Origin of the sequence: Nocardioides humilatus, assembly GCF_008373755.1 — a bacterium.
Classification (GTDB): Bacteria; Actinomycetota; Actinomycetes; order Propionibacteriales; family Nocardioidaceae; genus Nocardioides; species Nocardioides humilatus.
In genome coordinates, this window is record NZ_VUJV01000003.1 from 1 (window position 1) to 19,694 (window position 19,694).

Consider the following 19,694-nt stretch of genomic DNA (forward strand, 5'->3'; position numbering starts at 1 on the left):
ACCTATGTCTCGACTCATCACACAAGTGGAGCTGAGGGGACTCGAACCCCTGACCCTCTGCATGCCATGCAGATGCGCTACCAGCTGCGCCACAGCCCCGTGGTTGCAACGCGGAGAACCTTACCGAACGCCGCGGCGTGGGTGAAATCCGGGTCGTAGAGACCTTGGTTTCGAGTCTCGCTGCGCTCGCACCTCAACCAGCGGTGGATCACGCCGTCCGGTTGTAGGCGGCCAGGGCCCAGCGGCCGGAGGGCCGCTCGACCAGCTCGACCCAGCCGCAGTTGGCCAGGGCCCGGAAGTCCTGGGCCCAGTCGATCGGCCAGCCGAGCCAGTGGGCCATCGCGGTGCGGATGGCCGCGCCGTGCGCGACCACGAGGGCGGTCTGGCCGGGCTCGATCGCCGCCGCAGCCTCCCTCAGCGCGGCGGTGAACCGCTCGGCGACCTGGGTCTGCGTCTCGGCGCCCGGGATGTCGTCCCAGTCGCCGGCACGGAACCGGGCGTACTCCTCAGGGTCGAGGGCGGCGTACTCACTGTGGGTGAGGCCCTGCCGCTCCCCCAGGTAGCACTCCCGCAGGCGTTCGTCGTACGACGCCGTGAGGCCTGTCGCCTCGGCGACCAGCCCGGTCGTCTGGCGCGCCCTCAGGAGGTCGGAGGAGAGCAACAGCACGGGCGAGAGCGCCGCGACCGCTGGCGCGACGGCGGTGGCCTGGGCCAGACCGGTCTCGTCGAGGCCGGGGTCGAGGTGGCCCTGGATCCGTTGGGTGGCGTTCCACTCGGTGCGGCCGTGTCGCAGAAGGACGAGCCGCCGCTCGAGGTCAGGCACCGGAGACGGGACCGTGGACCTCGGCGGGCAGGTCGATGATCGGGCAGTCGCGCCAGAGCCGCTCGAGCGCGTAGAACTGCCGCTCCTCGGTGTGCTGCACGTGGACCACGATCTCGCCGTAGTCGATGAGGACCCAGCGACCGTCGCGCTCGCCCTCGCGGCGGATCGGCTTGGCGCCGATCTCGCGCAACTTGTCCTCGACCTCGTCGACGATCGCCTTGACCTGCCGGTCGTTGGCGCCGGACGCCAGCAGGAAGGCGTCGGTGATGGCGAGCTGTTCGCTCACGTCGAAGGCCAGGATCTCGGTGGCGAGCTTGTCGGCGGCGGCGAGTGCCGCCGCGTGGACCAGCTCGACGGCGTGCTCGGTCGCGGTCATTTTTCTCCGGGTGGTGCGGCGTAGAGGCCGTGCTTGGTGATGTATTGCACGACCCCATCGGGGACGAGGTACCAGATCGGCTGCCCCGCCGCCTGCCGCTGACGGCAGTCGGTGGACGAGATCGCGAGCGCCGGCACCTCCAACATCGTGACACGGTCGGGCGGGATCGCCGAAAGCGTGGCGGGGTCCATCTCCGAGCCGGGGCGCGTGCAACCGACGAAGTGGGCCAGCGCGAAGACCTCGTCGGCGTCGCGCCAGCTGAAGATGTCGGTCAGCGCGTCGGCCCCGGTGATGAAGAACAGGTCGGCGTCGGGACGCGCGGCGCGCAGGTCACGCAGCGTGTCCTTCGTGTAGGTCGGACCGCCACGGTCGATGTCGACCCGGCTGACGGTGAACCGCGGGTTGGCCGCCGTCGCGATGACCGTCATCAGGTAGCGGTGCTCGGCGGGCGAGACCTCGCGGTCGGCCTTCTGCCACGGCTCACCGGTCGGGACGAAGATGACCTCGTCGAGCCCGAACCACCCCTGGACCTCCGAGGCAGCCACCAGGTGGCCGTGGTGGATGGGGTCGAACGTGCCACCCATCACCCCGACGCGGGGCCGCCGCTCGGGGCCCGTCATCGAGACCTCAGCTGTGGTCCCGGCCGCCGCCGAACCAGACGAGCGCCAGGAGCAGGAAGAGCAGGAGGGCCAGCATGCCGCCACCGATGAACCACGGGTTCACGGCGGGCTCGCCGTGCTCCTCGGCGGCCTGGATCAGGGTGAGAGCGGTCAGGCTGATCTGCATGGCGGGATCGTATCGGACTCAGTGCACCGCGAAGTCCACGCCCAAGAACAGCAGCGTGAAGCGGATGCTCCGGCCGACCAGGACGGTGGGGATGAAGACCCACATCGGCATCTTCAAGATGCCGGCGACAGCCGCCATCGCGAGCAGAGGCGGGATGCCGGCCGACGCGGCGACGAAGATCACCCCGGCGGCATACCAGGGCCTCCCCTGCATGCGGCCGGCCCACTTCTCGTAGCTCGCCTTGACCTTGGGTTTGGCGAGCTTCTTCTGGGCCCACTTCGACTCGGCCCCGCGGCGGGCGGCTTCGTACCAGATGATCTTGCCGACGGTCGCTCCCGCACCGGCTGCGATGCCCAGGGAGATCGAGGTCCCCACGCTCGGGTCGGCGGCAGCGGCGCCGAGGATGTAGACCTCGATCGGGAGGAAGGGAAGCAGGGCCGAGGCGATGCTGAAAGCAAACGTCGTCAGCCACAGGATCATGCGACCGCGACCTTGTCGGGCACCGGCAGGCCGAGCTGGAGCAGCCAGCGCAGCGAGACGCACTTGAGGACGAGCAGCCCGATCGCGATGAGGGTGCCGAGCCACACCCAGCCGCTGACGAGCAAGATGACGGCGAAGGCACCGGAGTTGGCGGCCTTGCCGACGCGCGACCAGTTCCAGACGTAGATCCGGCGGTCGATCACGTGGAAGTAGTTGGGGCTGCGGATCGGCCAAGCGAGGAAGGCCAGCGAGAGGTACATGTCGATGACCATGAACTCGAAGAGGTAGATCGCGACCGGGATCCCGATCCAGCGCATCGGCTCGTCGCTGATCCACCCGCCCGGCTGGAGCCAGATCAGGCCGACGTAGAGGACCCCGCAGCTCAGCCGGTCACACATCATGTCGATCACGGCGCCCATACGGGTCTCGCAGTCGCGCCAGCGCGCCCACTCCCCGTCGATGCTGTCGCCCACCCAGTAGGTGACCAAGCCGATCACGATCCAAGTGAGGCTGGCCTCGTGAGCCGCCCACACCGCGATCGCGATCGTGATGATCGTGCGCACGAACGTGATGATCGTGGCGCCCGTGAACAGCCGTTCGGTGGACGCGTCTGCGTAGTAGCGGTCCGGACCACCTGCCATGGCGCGAAACCTACCTTGCCACCCACTACGGTCAGCCCATGGCACACAAGATGAGGGTCCGACGAGGTCTGGCACGCGGCTTGATCCGAGCCACGCGGTGGAAGCTCGTCGGCACGGTGCCGACCAAGGGCATCCTCGTCGGCGCTCCCCACACCTCGCGGTGGGACTTCATCGCCATGCTGGCCATCGCCTGGGGCAACAGCGCTCGGCCGCAGGTCCTCATCAAGCACACCTACTTCAAGGGCCCGCTCTCGTGGCTGCTGCGCGCGCTCGGCGGGATCCCCCTCGACAAGGGCAACCCCGGTGCGACGATCCGAGCGCTCCTCAAGGAGGCCGAGGGCCACGACTCCTTCCTGCTCGTCATCGCCCCGGAGGCCACGCGGAGCAAGACCGAGTATTGGAAGCCCGGCTTCTACAAGATCGCCGGCCAGACGGGCCTGCCCATCGGCCTCGGCTTCATCGACGGCACGACCCGCACCTTGGGGATGGGGCCGATCTTCGACCCGTCGGGCGACGTCGTGGCCGACATGGACATGGTCCGCGACTTCTACAAGGACAAGCGCGGCGTCCACCCGGAGGAGTGGGCCGAGCCCCGACTCCGGGAGGAGGGCCCAGCGCAACCAGCCTGACCGCCCGCCCCGGCTGCTTCGTCGGTCAGGACCGGGTCGCGACGTAGTAGCTGTTGAACATGTCGTGCGCGACCTCGCGCACCTCGACGTGGTTGAAGCCCGCCTCGGCGAGCATCCGCTCGGCCGTCTGACGCCCCCACGCCGTCCCGAGCCCGTCGCCGCCCTGGGCCAGCGACACCGTCATGCAGTGCATCAGCGAGACGGTGTAGAGGAAGGTCGAGCCGGGCTGGTCGATGTTCTCGTGGACGTGGCTCGACGCCTTGATGTCGACCATCAGGAAGGTCCCGCCGGGCTTCAGGGCGGTCGCGACCTGGGCGAGCACCCGCGCGGGGTGCGCCTGGTCGTGGATCGCGTCGAAGGCCGTCACGACGTCGTACTCCTCGCTGACGCCGAGCTCAGCGATGTCACGGACGACGAATTCCGCGTTGTCCAAGCCCCAGGCGACCGCTTCGGCACGGGCGGCGTCGATCGCTTCGGCCGCGAAGTCGAAGCCGACGAACCGGCTGGCCGGGTAGGCGCGGGCGAGCAGGTTGACCGCGTGCCCTGACCCGCAGCCGACATCGGCGACGGCGGCACCCGCCGTCAACCTGTCGTGCAGCCCGGGCACCGCCGGCACCACGGCGTCGATGAGCCCGGCGTCGTGCGTCGCCGTGCTGTCCTCGTTCATCAGCGCGTGGAAGCGCGGGAAGCCCTCGTAGCCGACTCCCCCGCCCTCGGTGAAGCAGCGCACGACGTCGGACTCGACCTGGGCCAGCAACGGCACGAGCTGCATCATCCGGGCGAAGTTGCCCGGCCCTGCAGCCGTGGTGAGGCAGGCGGCGTGCTCCGCCGGCAGCCAGTACGTCGACCGTGCCGGATCGTGCTCGACGACGCGACCGGCGGTCACCCCGTCGAGCCACTCGCGCACGTAGCGCTCGTGGAGCCCGGCGGCCGCGGCGATCTCGACGCTGGTCGACGGCGAGAGCGTGGCCATCGTGTCGAACAGGCCGGTCTGGTGGCCGACGCTCAGCAGCAGGCACAGCGCGGAGTCGTTGAAGACGCCGAGCATCCGGCCGGCGAACTCCTCGATCGCGGCGGACTCCACAGGGGCGGTGGGCGTGTCGGTGGTGATGGTCATGACGGGCTCCTGGACGGGTCGGAGGGTGGAGTCACGACGCTAGGTCCGGGTCAGCGCGCTGCGCTTCGGCTGAAATGTGCAGCAGCGCAACGCGCGTCTGCACATCGATGTGCAGGTGCTGGTCAGCCGACCGGGCGTTGCTGGTGGGCCCACGCGGCGGCGGCCGTGCGGGAGGCCACCCCGACCTTCACGAAGATGTTGGCCAGGTGCCGCGCGACGGTCTTCTCGCTGATGACGAGCCGGGCGGCGACCTCCCGGTTGGACAACCCCTCGGCGACCGCGCCGAGGATCTCCCACTCGCGGCCCGTCAGACCACCGGGGAGCGCGATCGCCCGCTCCGGCGCGATCGCCCTGTCGAGGAGCGATCGGGCGATGTCTTCGTCGTAGATCGCACCCATCGCGCGCGCGGCAGCAACGGCCGCCCGCAGCGGCGCCACCGCTGCTTCCGGATCTCCCGAGGCGAGGAGCACCGCTCCCCGAGCGGTCTGCGCCCAGGCGCGGAACCCTGGTGAGGCGTAGGTCGCAGCGAGCTGCTCGAGCTCTGCCGCTGCGGCGTCGGCGGCCGCGACGTCACCCCGTGCACACCCGATCGTGACCTGGGCGGCGAGCAGCCGGGCGCGCGGGAACGGTGCGCCCTGCTCGGCGAGGGCACCGCGGATGGCGACGGCGGCATCGTCGGTCCGGCCCTGGGCGATCAGGAGGAGCGCGGCGCCGGGTTGCGGGACCCGACCGAGAGCGGCTGCTGCGTCGTACTCCTCGGCGGCGCCGAGCAGGTCGCCGCGCAACCGGCGCGACTCGCCGATCTCGTAGTGCGCCTCGGCCACGGCCTCGACGTTGAGGTCGGCCAGGTCCGTGCAGGCCTGAGCAGCGGCGCGCTCGGCGGCATCGAGGTCGCCCTGGATGCGCAACAGCTGCGCGCGGTGCACCCGGCAGATGCCCGCGAACATGACGGCGCTGGTCGAGAGGTCGCACCAGCGCTCGGTCGCCTCGGTCCACCGGCGCGCCCGCGCGACGTCGCCCAGCTCGGTGCAGATCGCGATCATCTGGCAGTAGAGGTTGCCCGACTCCCCCGGTCCGATCCGGCCAGCCAGCACCGGGAGCATCGCCTCGTCGAGGAGCTCGAACCCGCGGGCCGGGTCGCCGCCGTGGATCGCCAGCAGGCCCTCCAGGGCGAGTCCGGCGCAGCCGAGGAACGGCTCGCCGAGGTCGGTGGCCATCTGCTGCAGCTGGCGGGCAGCGGCGAGCGCGCCCGCCGCGTCGCCCATCCCCATCAGACCCTGGGCGTCCATCCACAGGAGGAACCCCTGCCCCAGGCTGGGGGGCTGTCCCGCGAGCAGCCGCCGCGCGCGGCTCAACCACCCCGAGCCGACCTCCGGCTCGCCGCGCATCATCCAGTGGAAGCCGGTCTCGAGGGCGACCATCGCCGCCCGGTCGACCTGCCCCTCGGCCACGAAGCGCTCGTGGCACTCCTCGCAGATCTCGATGGTCTCCCGGATCAGCCCCAGCCACCACGCGGCATCGCCGAGGGCGTAGAGCCCCTCGCTGTCGAGCTCGCCCGTCCGGCGGAGTGCCGTGAGCCCGTCGTAGGCCGCGACGAAGTCTCGGCGCTCCCTGGCTCGGAGCGCCTGGCTCAGCCGATCGGCATGCGACCTCGGGCCGGACATGGCTACCTGACGTGGCCCTCACCGATGACGACGTATTTCGTCGACGTCATCTCGGGAAGGCCCATCGGCCCTCGCGCGTGCAGCTTCTGCGTACTGATCCCGATCTCAGCGCCGAACCCGAACTCGCCGCCGTCAGTGAAGCGGGTCGAGGCGTTGACCAGGACCGCGGCCGAGTCGACCTCGGCGACGAAGCGGCGAGCTGCTGCCTGGTCCTCGGTGACGATCGCATCGGAGTGCTGGCTGGACCAGCGGCGGATGTGGTCCAGCGCCGCGTCCAGGTCAGGTACGACGCGCGCCGCGATGTCGAGGGAGAGATATTCGGTCGCCCAGTCCTCGTCGGTGGCCGGCACCACGTCGCCGTAGGCGGAGAACGCCTCGTCGCCGTGCAGCGTCACCCCGGCCTCCTGCAGTGCCGCAACCACCCGCGGCAAGAAGGCGTCGGCCACCGACTCGTGCACGAGGAGCGACTCGGCGGCGTTGCAGACGCTGGTGCGATGGGTCTTGGCGTTGATCACGATCGCCAGCGCCTTCTCGAGGTCGGCCGCCGCGTCGACGTAGACGTGGCAGTTGCCCACGCCGGTCTCGATCACCGGCACGGTCGACTCCTCGACCACCGACTGGATGAGGCCGGCGCCACCCCGCGGGATGAGTACGTCGACGTGCCCCCGGGCGCGCATCAGCGCCTTGACGCTCTCGTGGGTGTCGCCGGGCACCAGCTGCACGACGTCGGCCGGCAGCCCAGCGCCGACCACCGCGTCGCGGAGCACCTCGACGATCGCTGTGTTGCTCGACCGAGCGCTCGAGCTGCCGCGCAGCAGCACCGCGTTGCCCGACTTGAGGCAGATGCCGGCGGCGTCGGCGGTCACGTTGGGGCGAGCCTCGTAGATCATGCCGACGACGCCGAAGGGCACGCGCACCTGGCGCAGCTCGAGCCCGTTGGCGAGCACACCACCGCGGACGACCTCGCCCACGGGGTCGGGCAGGCCCGCGACGTCTCGCAGCCCCTGGGCCATGCCCGCGATCCGGTCGGGCGTGAGGCGCAGCCGGTCGATGATGTTGGGCGGGGTGCCGCCCTCCTCGGCCCTGCGTACGTCCTCGGCATTCGCCGCGACGACCTCGTCGGCGCGCGCGAGGAGTGCGTCGGCCATCGCGTGGAGCGCGACGTCCTTGGTCGCCCGCGTAGCGAGCGCGAGGGCTCGGCTGGCGACTCGCGCGCGGCCTGCTACGTCAATCACGTCATCGGCGATGCTCACCTGTGCAAGGTTAGTGCCGGTCGGACGCAACCAACCGGTCGTCTCGGGCGTCTACCAGTAAGGCGCGGACCCGCGCCTGACCTTTGTCCTGCTCGAGGAGGAGTTCGTGATCCACCACCTGTCCCCCGGCCGGAAGCGCTGGGGTGTCGCCGCCCTGGCCGCCGCCACGCTCGGCACGCCCCTGATCGCCGCGTCGGCCACCAGCACTGCTGCGGCCGCCGACCCGGTGAACCCGACCGTGGAGCTGCAGGCGCCGGCCGCCGTCACTGCCTTCACCTACGGCCGCGGCAACATCTACTCCGACCTCGGCATCCGGCTCGAGGTCTCCGGCGCCCCGCTGGAGATCTGGGAGCAGCGCGCCGCGGACTACAAGTCCGCGCCGACCGCGGTGGCGAAGCTCCCGTTGGGCGACGTCGACCTCCCTGACCAGACCACGATCGGCAAGCTCGATAGCTTCGTCCGGATCAAGCTGGTCGACCGCAACGACCCCGACGCCCAGCCGGTGGTCAAGAAGCGCGGCACCTGCATCGGCGAGACCTCGGAGCGGGCTCACCCCGACGCCGACATCAACAACCCCTATCCGCGCACCTGCTACTACAACCCCTACTCCCTCGGCGGCGTCCAGGGCATCCCGGACGGCTGGGCGGCGAGCATCTTCGGCTACGACGTGCCTTTCCACGTCGCCCCGGGTGAATACGACCTGACCGTGTCGGTCACCAAGGCCTACGCCGACGCGCTCGGCATGTCCGAGGACGACCGCACCACGACGACGGTGCTCACCGTCGTCGAGGAAGGCGGCTGCATCATCGACAAGCAGACCGCGCGCGGCTGCCGCACCCACGCCGACCCGCGGCTCAAGCCCAACCGGCACGAACCCGACCCGGCGGGTGGCATCGACTCGCTCGCCGACCTCCCCGAGGGCACCCCGGTCCCCGACCTGCGGTCGCTGCCGGCCTTCGGCATCCAGCTCAACCGCAAGGGCACCCAGCTCCAGTTCTCGGCCAACGTCTGGAACGGCGGCAACTCCCCGCTGGTCGTCGACGGCTTCCGTCGCGACGACGAGGACATCATGGACGCCTACCAGTACTTCCTGGACGCCAACGGCGACCAGGTCGCCTACCAGCAGGTCGGCACCATGGAGTGGGACCCGCGGCCCACGCACCAGCACTGGCACTTCACGGACTTCGCGACCTACGAGCTGCTCAACGCCGACAAGACCCGCGCCGTGCGCTCGGGCAAGGAGGCGTTCTGCCTGGCCAACACCGACGCGGTCGACTTCACCGGTGAAGGCGCCGAGTGGGAGGCCTACGAGGACGACCTCGGCAGCGTCTGCGGCGGCTACGAGACCCGCTCGATCCGTGAGGTCCTCTCGGCCGGGTGGGGCGACACCTACGCGCAGTTCCGCGCAGGTCAGTCCTTCGCGATCAAGAACCTGCCGGACGGGCTCTACTACGTCCGGGTCCTCGCCAACCCCGAGGACGTCCTGATCGAGGCCGACACGACCAACAACGAGGCGCTGCGCAAGATCCACCTCTGGACCGACAAGACCGGCAAGCGCCGGGTGACGGTGCCGCAGGTCGGCGTCGTCGACGAGTCCCAGGGCATCTACTACCGCCGCTGATCTCAACAACGAAGAAGCCCCCGGCACCTCACGGTGCCGGGGGCTTCTTCGTGCTTCAGTGCGTCACTTACGCTTCTCGACCTCAGCGGTCACGGCGGGCAGCACGGAGTGCAGGTCGCCGACGACACCGAAGTCGACCAGCTCGAAGATCGGCGCCTCTTCGTCCTTGTTGACCGCGATGATGGTCTTCGAGGTCTGCATGCCGGCGCGGTGCTGGATGGCACCGGAGATGCCGGCGGCGACGTAGAGCTGCGGCGACACGACCTTGCCGGTCTGACCGATCTGCAGGTTGTGCGGCTTCCAGCCGGAGTCGACCGCGGCGCGCGAAGCGCCGACCGCGGCACCGAGCGCGTCGGCGAGACCCTCGACCGCGGTGAAGTCACCGCCGGTGCCACGACCGCCGGAGACCACGATCGCGGCCTCGGACAGCTCGGGGCGACCGCTGGCGGCACGCGGGTTGGACGCCACGATCCGGGCAGCCTTGGCCGCGTCGGAGATGGTGACCGCGAACTGCTCGACGGCGCCGGCGCCGGCACCCTCCTCGGCGGCGGCCGAGTTGGGCTTGACGGTGATGATCGGCGTGCCGGTGGTGACCTTGGCCTTGACCGTGTAGCTGCCGGCGAAGACCGACTGCGTGGTCGTGCCGTCGGCGTCGACGTCGACGGCGTCGGTGATCAGGCCCGAGCCGAGCTTGATCGCGAGACGACCGGCGATCTCCTTGCCCTCGGCGGTGGAGACGATCAGGATCGCGGCCGGCGAGGCGGCCTGGGCCACCTGCTGCAGAGCCTCGGCCTTGGGCGCCACGAGGAAGCCCTTCACCTCGGCGTCGTCGATCGCGTAGACCTTCTCCGCACCGAACTTGGCGAGGTCGGCCGCAGCACCGGCGGCCTTGTCGGCGCCACCGATGAACACGGCGGACGGCGAACCGAGGCGCTTGGCGATCGCGAGGAGCTCGTAGGTCGGCTTCTTGACCGCGCCGTCGACGTGGTCGACGAGAACCAGAACTTCAGACATGTCTTGTTGCTCCTCAGATGAACTTCTTCGAGGCGAGGTAGCCGACGAGCGCCGTAGCGCCCGAGCCGTCCTCGTCCTTGACGATCTCGCCAGCGGTGCGCGGCGGGCGGGCGGTGGTCTCGGCGACCGAGCTCCACGCGACAGACAGGCCGACCTCGCCCGCGTCGACACCGAGGTCGCCGAGGCTGTAGGTCTCGAGCGGCTTCTTCTTGGCCGCCATGATGCCCTTGAAGGACGGGTAGCGGGCCTCGCCCGACTGGTCGGTCACGGACGCGACCAGCGGCATCGCGCCGATGATGACCTCGGTGGCGGTGTCACCGTCGCGCTGGACGGCGAGCTGGTTCTCCTTGCGCTCGATGCGCGAGCCCAGGGTGACCTGGGGGAGGTTGAGCCGCTCGGCGAGCATCGCCGGGACGACGCTCATCGCGCCGTCGGTCGAGGCCATGCCGCAGAGCACGACGTCGACGGAACCGATCTTCTCGACGGCCTTCGCGAGCACCAGGGAGGTCGCGATCGCGTCAGAACCGGCGATCGCGTCGTCCTGGACGTGGACACCCTGGTCGGCGCCCATCTGCAGCGCCTTGCGCACCGCGTCGGCAGCCTTCTCGGGACCGACGGTCAGCGCGGTGACCGTCACCTCCTCCTCGGTGCCCTCCTTCAGCTGGAGAGCCTGCTCGACGGCGTACTCGTCGAGCTCCGACAGGAGACCGTCGACGCCGACCCGGTCAACGGTGTTGTCCGACTCGAACCGCGGGTCCGCGGTGGCGTCGGGGACGTACTTCACACAGACGACAATGTTCATGGTTGTGGCCGGACCGGCCCCTTCCTGCACTCGTGCGACCCGTGTGGGTCGTCGGTTGGTCCAAATGTGGACAGCGCCCGCAGGCTACCGCCCAGTAGTGCGGCGGCGGTAACCACGCGTACGTGGACTACCTCACACGGTATCGGGACCCTCGCCCCTCGATGACCGCGTCTTACGGGCGGATCAGGCGCTCGAGGAAGCGCCCGACGATGAGATAGACCACGGCGGCGATGCCGTAGTTGAACAGCGCCGTCTTCACGTCGCTGTTGGGGTTCTTGAAGCGCTTGACCGGCTCGTCGAGGTCGAAGAACCCGAGGTCGAAGGCGTTGGCGAGGTCGCGCACCAGCTTGACGAGGTCGTTGTTGACGTTGGCGTCGAGGGCGAAGCTGAAGGCTGCCGCCGCGAGCACGAGCGCCAGGGTCAGACAGACGACCCAGGCCGCGCGTGAGGCGACGCTGCGGACGCGCGCGACTGTCAGCGTCGTGCTGCGACCCGTCCCCTCGTCGGCGGTCTTGTCTGCCATCTTGCTCATCGTCCCTCGAATTCGGCCTTGCCGGGTCCGTTCTCGATGAAGGATTGCATGCCCGTGGTGCGATCCGCGGTTGCGAACACCGCGGCGAACTGCTGACGTTCGATCGCGAGGCCGGTGTCGAGGTCGGTCTCGATCCCGCGGTCGACGCACTCCTTGATCGCGCGCAACGCGTAAGGGGCCGCGTTGGCGAACTTCGCTGCGAACGCGACCGCGGCTCCGTAGACCTGCTCGGCCGGGAAGACCCGGTCGACGAGCCCGATCTTGAGGGCCTCGTCAGCCTTCACGAAGCGACCGGTGTACATCAGCTCCTTGGCCGTGGACGGTCCGACAAGCCGGGTGAGCCGCTGTGTGCCGCCGGCGCCCGGGATGATGCCGAGCAGCACCTCGGGCTGGCCGAAGACGGCGTCCTCCGCGGCGAAGCGGAGGTCGGCCGCCATCGCGAGCTCGCAGCCGCCACCGAGGGCGTAGCCGTTGACCGCAGCGATGACCGGCTTCGGGATCCGCGCGATCGCAGTGATCGGCGCCTGGAGGCCGTCGCCCCGGTCGACCATGTCGACGTAGGACTTGTCGGCCATCTCCTTGACGTCGTTGCCGGCGGCGAAGACCTTCTCGCCTCCCCACAGCACGACGGCCCGCACGTCCGTGCGCTCGGTCGCCTCGGCAGCAGCGGCCAGGAGCTCGTCTTGGACCTGGAAGCTGATCGCGTTCATCTTGGGCCGGTCGAGTCGGATCGTTCCGACACCGTCGGCTACCTCGAGTCGCACGAACTCGCTGGTCATCTGACTCCTCTGTGATCTGTGTTGCGGAAGGGCTGGCTGGGGGGCTTGGGCGCATTGTTGCAGAATCAACAGCATGACTCCTGGCCTCTGGCGCAGCCTCGGTGACCGCGCGCTCGTCTGGCCAGGACGGAACTGGCCGCTCGGGGCCACCTGGACACCCGAGGCAACGAACTTCGCGGTCTACGCGCCCGACGCCACCGAGCTGTGGTTGTGCCTCTTCGACGACCCTGAAAACCCCGGTGGGGTCGAGGCCGAGCGCCAGCTCCCCCTGACCGAGCACTCCCTCGGGATCTGGCACGGCGCCGTGCCCGACCTGGCACCCGGGACGCGCTACGGCTTCCGGGCCGACGGGCCGTGGGACCCCGCCAACGGCCTGCGTTTCGATGCCCAGCAGGTGCTCCTCGACCCCTACGGACTCGCCGTCAGCACGGGACCGGACGGCTCGGCGCGCAGCGTCCTGGTCGACCCGGCCTTCGACTGGGAGGGCGACGCGCCGATCACCCGCCGCTGGCGCGACACGGTCATCTACGAGCTGCACGTCAAGGGCTTCACGCAGCTCCACGACCGGGTGCCGGAGGAGATGCGGGGCACTTACGCCGGCCTCGGCCATCCGGTCGTCACCGACTACCTCAACGACCTCGGTGTCACGGCGGTCGAGCTGCTGCCCATCCACCAGTTTGTCTCCGAGCCGGCCCTCGTCGAGCGCGGGCTGACCAACTACTGGGGCTACAACAGCATCGGCTTCTTTGCTCCCCACGGTGCCTACAGCTCCGCGGGCGACGCGGGCCAGCAGGTCGCGGAGTTCAAGCAGATGGTGAAGTCCCTCCATCGTGCGGGGATCGAGGTGATCCTCGACGTGGTCTACAACCACACCGCCGAAGCCGGCGCGTCCGGCGCGACCTTGTCCTTCCGCGGGCTCGACGACCGCGGCTTCTACCGACGGGTCCCACCGGTGCCCGGCGAGGACGGTGAGGTCACGGCCTTCGACGACACCTACTGGGACGTCACCGGCTGCGGCAACACGGTCAACGCCGAGGACCCCCTCGCCCTGCGGCTGATCCTCGACTCGCTGCGCTACTGGGTCACCGAGATGCACGTCGACGGCTTCCGCTTCGACCTGATGTCGGCCCTCGCGCGCTCCGGCACCGAGGTCGACATGTCGTGCCACCTGCTCGTCGCGATGGGCCAGGACCCGGTGCTGCGTCACGTCAAGCTGATCGCCGAACCGTGGGACACGTCGATGAGTGGCTACCTGGTGGGCAACATGCCGCCGCCGTGGGTCGAGTGGAACGACCAGTACCGCGACACGATCCGCGACTTCTGGCGCGGCCACACCAACGGCATGCACGCCGTCGCGACGCGGCTCGCCGGGTCCTCCGACCTCTATGCCGACGACGGACGCTCCGCCTACAACTCGGTCAACTTCGTCACCGCCCACGACGGCTTCACCGTGCGCGACCTGGTCTCCTACGACAGCAAGCACAACGAGGCCAACGGCGAGGACAACCGCGACGGCACGGATAACAACCGGTCGTGGAACCACGGTGTCGAGGGCGAGACCGACGACCCCGACATCGTCGCCCTCCGCCGGCGACAGGCGATGAACCTGATGGCCACCTTGTGCCTGGCCAATGGGGTGCCGATGCTCACCGCCGGCGACGAGCGCGGGCGCACCCAGCAGGGCAACAACAACGCCTACTGCCAAGACTCCGAGATCTCCTGGATCGACTGGCACGCGGACGACGCTTGGCTCGACGTCTACCAGCTGACAAAGACCGCGCTCCGCCTACGGCGCGACCACCAGACCTTGCGGCAACGGCACTGGTTCGAGGGTCGACCCACGATCGTGGGTGGCCCGAAGGACGTCGCTTGGCTGCACCCCACGGGCCGCGAGATGACCGATGCCGACTGGTACGACGACGGCCTGCGCACCATCGGGATGTTCGTCTCCGGCAAGCCCCTGCGCGAGCCCGGGCCGCGCGGCGAGCAGGTGATCGACGCGTCCTTCCTGATGTGGTTCCACGCCGGCGCCGAGCCGTGCGCCGTGCACCTCCCCGACAACGACTGGGTCAGCCGGGGGCAGATCGTCCTCTCGACCGACCCCGACCTGGCCGAGGGCACCGAGGTGCACGCGGGGCACGAGCTCGTCGTGGGCGGGAGGAGCGTCGTCGTACTCCAGGAGAGCGCGTAGCGCTCAGTGCTTCGCCGCGCGCCGCTCTGCCTCGTCGATCACCGGTCGCATGCCCACCGCGAGCGCGTAAACACGGTCGTCCAGCGTGTTGACGCGGCCCTCGAGCTTGGCGAACTCCCGACCGACCTCAGCACGGAACTCGCCGAGGTCGGACTTCAGCTCGCGCCGCAGCGTGAAGTAGAGCGCGAACATGGCGCCGATGATCGCCAGGGTCGATACCCAGGTGTCGATGTCCACGTCCGCCACTCCCCCAGTCTGCGCCGCGGTCCGACGCAATTGCAAAGGAACCTAGTCGGGAACGCACCCGAGCCCAACGGAGCAGCAGTCGCCTGTGGAGGAACGGCTACGCGACGGTGACGACCCCCAGCTCGGCCGAGGCGACCAGCAACGGGTTGGAGGGCACCACTCGCACGGTGTAACCGAACGGGCCGCTGCGCGGGAGCGCCACCTCGGCGTCGTAGCGGTGGCGTCCGCCGTCGTAGGACTCGGAGGCATGCAGGACCGTGACCGCGGGGTCGACCAGGACGTCGTCGGCGTCGACCCGGCCATGGACCAGCTGGACCTCGACGTCGGACGGGCCGAGGTCACCGAGCGCGACGTAGGACCGCACGGTCATCGGCGCACCAACCAGCGGCTCGTCGCCGACGTCGACAGCCTCGACGTGCTCGACCCGGACGCCGGACCACGCCCCCTTGATCCTGGCCTTCCACGCGGCGAGCTCGCGGGCACCGGCGTAGTCGCTGTTGAGGGCGCGCGCGTTGCGGGCGGCCGGCGCGTAGAGCTGGCGCACGTAGTCGCTCACCATCCGGGTCGCCAACACCTTCGGGCCCAGCGACTTCCAGGTGTGGCGCAGCATCTCGACCCACCGCACGGGCGTGCCGTCGTGGTCGACGTCGTAAAACCGCGGGGCGACCTCGTGCTCGATGAGGTCGTAGAGCGCAGCGGCTTCCAGGTCGTCGCGGTGGTCGACGTCGTCGACGCCGTCGGCGGTCGGGATCGCCCAGCCGTTGTCACCGTCGAACCACTCGTCCCACCAACCGTCGAGGACCGACAGGTTGAGCCCACCGTTGAGAGCGGCCTTCATGCCCGACGTGCCACACGCCTCGTAGGGGCGCAGCGGGTTGTTGAGCCACACGTCGCAGCCGGGGTAGAGCGGCTGCGCCATCGCGATGTCGTAGTTGGGCAGGAAGACGATGCGGTGCCGGATGGCCGGGTCGTCGGAGAGCCGGACGATGTCTTGGATCAGCTTCTTGCCGCCGTCGTCGGCAGGGTGCGCCTTGCCGGCGATCACGAGCTGGACCGGCCGGTCGGGGTGGAGCAGCAGCGCCTTGAGCCGCTCGGGGTCGCGCATCATCAGCGTGAGCCGCTTGTAGGACGCGGCGCGACGGGCGAAGCCGATCGTGAGGACGTCGGGGTCGAGGGCGGAGTCGATCCAGCCCAGCTCCGCGCGCGCGGCTCCACGCTTCTCCCACGACCGGGTGAGGCGGCGGCGGGCGTCGTCGACCAGGCGAGCACGCAGCGCCCGCTTCGTCGTCCACAGCTCGTTGGCCGGCACCTTGTCGACGGCCGCCCAGAACCCCTCGGTGTCGTCGCTCTCGGGATCAGCCCCGTGCGCCGTCGCGACGGCGATGACCTCCCGGGCGACCCACGTCGGCGCGTGCACGCCGTTGGTGATGGAGCCGATCGGCACCTCGGCCTCGTCGAAGGCCGGCCACAGGCCGCTGAACATCCCGCGGCTGACCCGGCCGTGCAACTGGGAGACGCCGTTGGCGCGCTGGGCGAGCCGGAAGCCCATCACCGCCATGTTGAAGACGCTCGGGTCACCGCCCTCGTAGTCCTCGGCGCCGAGGGCGAGGATCCGTTCCACGGGTACGCCGGGGGTCGGACCGGCGTCGCCGAAGTACTGCTCGACGAGGGTCTCCGGGAACCGGTCGATGCCGGCCGGCACCGGTGTGTGGGTCGTGAAGACCGTCGACGCCCGGCCGACCTCGACCGCCGTCTCGAGGTCGAGGTGCGGGCCGCCCTCGGCCACGGTCAGCTCACGGATCCGCTCGATTCCGAGGAAGCCGGCGTGACCCTCGTTGGTGTGGAAGACCTCGGGCTCGGGGGCCCCGGTGATCCGGCAGTAGGTGCGGATCGCCCGCACGCCGCCGACGCCGAGGAGGATCTCCTGGCGCAGGCGGTGCTCGCTGTTGCCGCCGTAGAGCCGGTCGGTGATGTCGACGTAGTGGTCAGGATTGCCCTCGACATCGGTGTCGAGCATCAGCAGCGGCACCCGGCCGACACTCGCCACCCAGATCCGCGCGAGCAGGTCGGGGCCGTCGGGCAGGGACAGCGTGATGGTCGCCCGACTGCCGTCGGCCTCGCGCAGGAGCGAGATCGGCAGACCGTCGGGGTCGAGGACGGGGTAGGTCTCCTGCTGCCAGCCCTCCCGCGACAGCGACTGCTTGAAGTAGCCGTGGCGGTAGAGCAGGCCGACGCCGATGATCGGTACGCCGAGGTCGCTCGCGGCCTTGAGGTGGTCACCGGCGAGGATGCCCAGGCCGCCGGAGTACTGAGGCAGCACGGCCGTGATGCCGAACTCCGGCGAGAAGTAGGCGATCTGCCGCGGCCACGCGACATCGGGCTCGCGCCCGTCGGACGCGCGCTGGTACCACCGCGGCGACGTCAGGTAGGCCTCGAGGTCGGCGCGGACCTCGACCAGCCGCCGGAGGAAGCCCTCGTCGGCCGCCAGCTCGTCCCACCGCTCGGCCGACACCTCCCCGAGCAACCGCACGGGGTCGTGGCCGACCGCGGACCAGAGGTCGGCGTCGACAGCCGCGAAGACGTCCTGCGTCTCGGGGTGCCACGACCAGCGCAGGTTGCCAGCCAGCTCGCCGAGCGGTGCCAGCACGGGCGGCAGCAGGGGACGGACAGTGAAGCGACGGATGGCTCGCATCCCCTGACGGTAACGCGAGACCTCTGGAACGATCCAATAGACGCGGCGCGCCGATTCCTGCGACAGAGTGTCACCGCAGGCGTAACCCCCGTCACACTTCGCCGTTGGTGGGTCTAGGCGACGGGGTGAGACGGAGTCATGGGGGCTGTCTCACCTCGTCTCCCCAATTAGGGTGGCCGCGTGCCTGCTACCTCGCTCCGGACCGTCGCCGAGCACCAACGAGCGATCGCGGAGCTGATCGGGAGCCTCGCGCCGACGACCCTTCCCGTTGCCGAGGCCGCGGGACTGGTGCTCGCGGAGCCGGTCCTCGCGCCCGAGTCGTTGCCGTCGTTCGACAACTCCGCGATGGACGGCTACGCCGTCCGGGCGGCTGAGATCTCCACGGCGTCCGACGACGCTCCGGTCCGGCTGCCGGTCACGGCCGACATCCCGGCCGGGTCCCCCGGCGGGGAGCTCGCTGCGGGGACCGCGCGCAGGATCATGACCGGCGCACCACTCCCCCGTGGCGCCGACGCGGTGGTCGAGGTCGAGGCGACCGACGGCGACACCGAGGTCGTCGCCATCCGGACCGCCCGCGAGGTCGGCTCGTTCGTGCGAGTCGCAGGAGGCGACATCGTCGCCGGAGCGACCGCGCTGCCCGGAGGCACCGTCATCGGTCCGGCGCAGATCGGGCTCCTCGCGGCGCTCGGCGTGGGCTCGGTCGTCGTACGCCCGCGGCCGCGGGTGCTCGTCTGCTCGACCGGCTCCGAGCTCACCGACGACCCGGAGCCGGCAGCCGGCCAGATCCGTGACTCCAACAGCATCATGCTGGCGGCGGCGGTCGAGGACGCAGGATGCATCGCCGTACGACGCCTCTGGTCCTCCGACGACGTCACCACGTTCCTCGCGACGCTCGACGCGGAGCTCGACGCCGGCATCGACCTGGTGCTGACCTCGGGCGGCGTCAGCGCCGGCGCCTACGAGGTGGTCAAGGACGCGCTCGGGCCTCGGGGTGTGGAGTTCACGAAGGTGGCGATGCAGCCCGGGATGCCCCAGGGCTCCGGTCAGTACGGCGGCACGCCCGTCGTCTGCCTACCCGGCAACCCGGTGAGCGCGCTCGTGTCCTTCGAGGTGTTCGTGCGTCCGGCACTGCGAGCGGCCTTCGGTCATCCTCGACCGAACCGCGACGTCGTCACCGCGACGCTGACCGAGGCACTCACCTCGCCGCCGGGCAAGCGTCAGCTCCGGCGCGGCCTGCTCGACCGGTCCGCCGGCACCGTGGCGCTCACCGGCCCCGCCGGGTCGGGTTTCCTCGGCTGGATGGCCCGCGCCGACTGCCTGGTGGACGTCCCGACCGAGGTGATGTCACTCGAGGCCGGGGCCGGCGTAGAGGTCTGGGACCTCACCCGCTGACGCGGCCGACGACCCTGCCGACCACGAGGTAGCGCTCGTCGGTGATCGGGCGTCCCCAGTAGATGTCGTCGGCGAGCGGCCGTACCTCGACCTCAGTGAGCCGGGTGCGCACGACGTCCTCGGTCTCGCTTGCGGTCAGTCCGGCACCGGTCGACCAGTGTCCCTCGACCAGCACGACCGTGCCGCCGGGCCGGACCAGGTCGACCCAGCGCCCGAAGGCGGCCTCCGGGTCGGACATCGCCCACAGCACGTGGCGGCTGAGCACCACGTCGTAGGGACTGCCCTCCAGGTGGGGATCGGCGGCGTCCCCCTCGACGAACCTCGCCTCCGGCACCTTGGCCCGGGCCCGGCGGACCATCTCCGGCGAGAAGTCCAACCCGTCGACGTCGTAGCCGGCGTCGACCAGGAGCCGGGACAGCGTGCCGGTGCCGCACCCGAGGTCGGCCACGCGTGCGGGCGCAGGCGGGAGCACTCCGATCAACAGCTCGCGCCACGCCGCCCGCGTCGCCCGGTCCGCCAGTCCGTGGTCCGGCTCGTCGTCGAAGACGGCCGCCTCGCGATCCCACATCTCCCGCGTCATCGCACCAACCTACGCACGGTTACCCACCGATCCGAGGAGCACCCTCTCGCCCCTTCACCAGGCACGTGATTGGGTG

20 protein-coding genes and 1 tRNA gene are annotated in these 19,694 nt (G+C 70.2%); 4 read left to right on the forward strand and 17 right to left on the reverse strand.

What is annotated here, in order from left to right; genetic code table 11:
• Positions 1–26 precede the first annotated feature (26 nt).
• From F0U44_RS07935 to F0U44_RS07960, 7 genes are all read right to left on the reverse strand, one after another.
• Positions 27–99: transfer RNA gene (locus F0U44_RS07935), tRNA-Ala, on the reverse strand.
• A gap of 109 nt (positions 100–208) precedes the next feature.
• Positions 209–823 carry a histidine phosphatase family protein gene (locus tag F0U44_RS07940; RefSeq protein ID WP_149727781.1) on the reverse strand — a complete coding sequence of 205 codons (615 nt, stop codon included), beginning with the start codon at positions 821–823 and terminating at the stop codon, positions 209–211.
• Complete coding sequence (gene rsfS / locus F0U44_RS07945) at positions 816–1,199, reverse strand: ribosome silencing factor (protein ID WP_149727782.1); 384 nt, start codon at positions 1,197–1,199, stop codon at positions 816–818. Before rsfS ends, F0U44_RS07940 begins: the two co-directional genes overlap by 8 nt.
• A complete protein-coding gene (gene nadD / locus F0U44_RS07950) occupies positions 1,196–1,783 on the reverse strand; it encodes a nicotinate-nucleotide adenylyltransferase (protein WP_246160469.1) in 588 nt (195 codons plus the stop codon). Before nadD ends, rsfS begins: the two co-directional genes overlap by 4 nt.
• 43 nt (positions 1,784–1,826) lie before the next feature.
• The gene (locus F0U44_RS22960) at positions 1,827–1,985 is read right to left on the reverse strand and encodes a hypothetical protein (RefSeq protein WP_188113389.1); all 159 of its coding nucleotides are present in this window, start codon (positions 1,983–1,985) and stop codon (positions 1,827–1,829) included.
• A gap of 18 nt (positions 1,986–2,003) precedes the next feature.
• The gene (locus F0U44_RS07955) at positions 2,004–2,465 is read right to left on the reverse strand and encodes a YqaA family protein (protein ID WP_149727784.1); all 462 of its coding nucleotides are present in this window, start codon (positions 2,463–2,465) and stop codon (positions 2,004–2,006) included.
• Positions 2,462–3,106 (reverse strand): CDP-alcohol phosphatidyltransferase family protein, encoded by a 645-nt coding sequence (locus F0U44_RS07960; protein WP_149727785.1) that lies wholly within the window; start codon positions 3,104–3,106, stop codon positions 2,462–2,464. The genes F0U44_RS07955 and F0U44_RS07960 overlap by 4 nt, the downstream gene beginning before the upstream one ends.
• 38 nt (positions 3,107–3,144) lie before the next feature.
• Here F0U44_RS07960 and F0U44_RS07965 point away from each other — a divergent pair, with 38 nt between their 5' ends.
• Positions 3,145–3,735, forward strand: a complete 591-nt coding sequence (locus F0U44_RS07965) for a 1-acyl-sn-glycerol-3-phosphate acyltransferase (RefSeq protein WP_223163621.1) — start codon at positions 3,145–3,147, stop codon at positions 3,733–3,735.
• Positions 3,736–3,760: 25 nt separating this feature from the next.
• Here the strand turns inward: F0U44_RS07965 and F0U44_RS07970 are convergent, their stop codons facing one another.
• The 3 genes from F0U44_RS07970 to F0U44_RS07980 form a co-directional block, all read right to left on the reverse strand.
• Positions 3,761–4,852 (reverse strand): class I SAM-dependent methyltransferase, encoded by a 1,092-nt coding sequence (locus F0U44_RS07970; protein ID WP_149727786.1) that lies wholly within the window; start codon positions 4,850–4,852, stop codon positions 3,761–3,763.
• 122 nt (positions 4,853–4,974) lie between these two features.
• Positions 4,975–6,516, reverse strand: coding sequence for a LuxR C-terminal-related transcriptional regulator (locus F0U44_RS07975; RefSeq protein WP_149727787.1), 1,542 nt, complete (start codon positions 6,514–6,516; stop codon positions 4,975–4,977).
• A 2-nt stretch (positions 6,517–6,518) separates the two neighbouring features.
• The gene (locus F0U44_RS07980; RefSeq protein WP_149727788.1) at positions 6,519–7,769 is read right to left on the reverse strand and encodes a glutamate-5-semialdehyde dehydrogenase; all 1,251 of its coding nucleotides are present in this window, start codon (positions 7,767–7,769) and stop codon (positions 6,519–6,521) included.
• A 106-nt stretch (positions 7,770–7,875) separates the two neighbouring features.
• Between F0U44_RS07980 and F0U44_RS07985 the strand changes: the two genes are divergently transcribed.
• Entirely contained in the window at positions 7,876–9,390 is a 1,515-nt protein-coding gene (locus F0U44_RS07985; RefSeq protein WP_149727789.1) for a lysyl oxidase family protein, read from the forward strand.
• Between the two features lie 63 nt (positions 9,391–9,453).
• Here the strand turns inward: F0U44_RS07985 and F0U44_RS07990 are convergent, their stop codons facing one another.
• From F0U44_RS07990 to F0U44_RS08005, 4 genes are all read right to left on the reverse strand, one after another.
• Complete coding sequence (locus F0U44_RS07990) at positions 9,454–10,404, reverse strand: electron transfer flavoprotein subunit alpha/FixB family protein (RefSeq protein ID WP_149727790.1); 951 nt, start codon at positions 10,402–10,404, stop codon at positions 9,454–9,456.
• A gap of 13 nt (positions 10,405–10,417) precedes the next feature.
• Entirely contained in the window at positions 10,418–11,188 is a 771-nt protein-coding gene (locus tag F0U44_RS07995; RefSeq protein WP_246160380.1) for an electron transfer flavoprotein subunit beta/FixA family protein, read from the reverse strand.
• A 190-nt stretch (positions 11,189–11,378) separates the two neighbouring features.
• On the reverse strand, positions 11,379–11,729 hold the full coding sequence (locus tag F0U44_RS08000; RefSeq protein WP_223163622.1) for a hypothetical protein: 351 nt from the start codon (positions 11,727–11,729) through the stop codon (positions 11,379–11,381).
• 5 nt (positions 11,730–11,734) lie between these two features.
• Entirely contained in the window at positions 11,735–12,517 is a 783-nt protein-coding gene (locus F0U44_RS08005) for an enoyl-CoA hydratase/isomerase family protein (protein ID WP_149727792.1), read from the reverse strand.
• 73 nt (positions 12,518–12,590) lie between these two features.
• On the opposite strand from F0U44_RS08005, the gene glgX reads away from it, so the two are divergent.
• Entirely contained in the window at positions 12,591–14,708 is a 2,118-nt protein-coding gene (gene glgX / locus F0U44_RS08010) for a glycogen debranching protein GlgX (RefSeq protein ID WP_149727793.1), read from the forward strand.
• 3 nt (positions 14,709–14,711) lie between these two features.
• On the opposite strand, the gene F0U44_RS08015 is transcribed toward glgX, so the two are convergent.
• Entirely contained in the window at positions 14,712–14,954 is a 243-nt protein-coding gene (locus F0U44_RS08015) for a hypothetical protein (protein ID WP_149727794.1), read from the reverse strand.
• A 97-nt stretch (positions 14,955–15,051) separates the two neighbouring features.
• Positions 15,052–17,646: an alpha-glucan family phosphorylase gene (gene glgP, locus F0U44_RS08020; RefSeq protein WP_149727795.1), complete on the reverse strand. Its 2,595-nt coding sequence runs from the start codon at positions 17,644–17,646 to the stop codon at positions 15,052–15,054.
• 180 nt (positions 17,647–17,826) lie between these two features.
• Between glgP and F0U44_RS08025 the strand changes: the two genes are divergently transcribed.
• On the forward strand, positions 17,827–19,038 hold the full coding sequence (locus F0U44_RS08025; RefSeq protein ID WP_149727796.1) for a molybdopterin molybdotransferase MoeA: 1,212 nt from the start codon (positions 17,827–17,829) through the stop codon (positions 19,036–19,038).
• Here F0U44_RS08025 and F0U44_RS08030 read toward each other — a convergent pair.
• A complete protein-coding gene (locus tag F0U44_RS08030) occupies positions 19,028–19,618 on the reverse strand; it encodes a class I SAM-dependent methyltransferase (protein ID WP_149727797.1) in 591 nt (196 codons plus the stop codon). The two genes, F0U44_RS08025 and F0U44_RS08030, sit on opposite strands and share 11 nt — an antisense overlap.
• Positions 19,619–19,694: the final 76 nt, after the last annotated feature.

Coding starts and splice junctions, on each gene's coding strand:
- rsfS (WP_149727782.1), bottom strand. CDS start 1,199: ATGACCGCGACCGAGCACGCCGTCGAGCTGGTCCACGCGGCGGCACTC.
- nadD (WP_246160469.1), bottom strand. CDS start 1,783: ATGGGTGGCACGTTCGACCCCATCCACCACGGCCACCTGGTGGCTGCC.
- F0U44_RS22960 (WP_188113389.1), bottom strand. CDS start 1,985: ATGCAGATCAGCCTGACCGCTCTCACCCTGATCCAGGCCGCCGAGGAG.
- F0U44_RS07955 (WP_149727784.1), bottom strand. CDS start 2,465: ATGATCCTGTGGCTGACGACGTTTGCTTTCAGCATCGCCTCGGCCCTG.
- F0U44_RS07960 (WP_149727785.1), bottom strand. CDS start 3,106: ATGGCAGGTGGTCCGGACCGCTACTACGCAGACGCGTCCACCGAACGG.
- F0U44_RS07965 (WP_223163621.1), top strand. CDS start 3,145: ATGGCACACAAGATGAGGGTCCGACGAGGTCTGGCACGCGGCTTGATC.
- F0U44_RS07970 (WP_149727786.1), bottom strand. CDS start 4,852: ATGACCATCACCACCGACACGCCCACCGCCCCTGTGGAGTCCGCCGCG.
- F0U44_RS07975 (WP_149727787.1), bottom strand. CDS start 6,516: ATGTCCGGCCCGAGGTCGCATGCCGATCGGCTGAGCCAGGCGCTCCGA.
- F0U44_RS07990 (WP_149727790.1), bottom strand. CDS start 10,404: ATGTCTGAAGTTCTGGTTCTCGTCGACCACGTCGACGGCGCGGTCAAG.
- F0U44_RS08000 (WP_223163622.1), bottom strand. CDS start 11,729: ATGGCAGACAAGACCGCCGACGAGGGGACGGGTCGCAGCACGACGCTG.
- F0U44_RS08005 (WP_149727792.1), bottom strand. CDS start 12,517: ATGACCAGCGAGTTCGTGCGACTCGAGGTAGCCGACGGTGTCGGAACG.
- glgX (WP_149727793.1), top strand. CDS start 12,591: ATGACTCCTGGCCTCTGGCGCAGCCTCGGTGACCGCGCGCTCGTCTGG.
- glgP (WP_149727795.1), bottom strand. CDS start 17,646: ATGCGAGCCATCCGTCGCTTCACTGTCCGTCCCCTGCTGCCGCCCGTG.
- F0U44_RS08030 (WP_149727797.1), bottom strand. CDS start 19,618: ATGACGCGGGAGATGTGGGATCGCGAGGCGGCCGTCTTCGACGACGAG.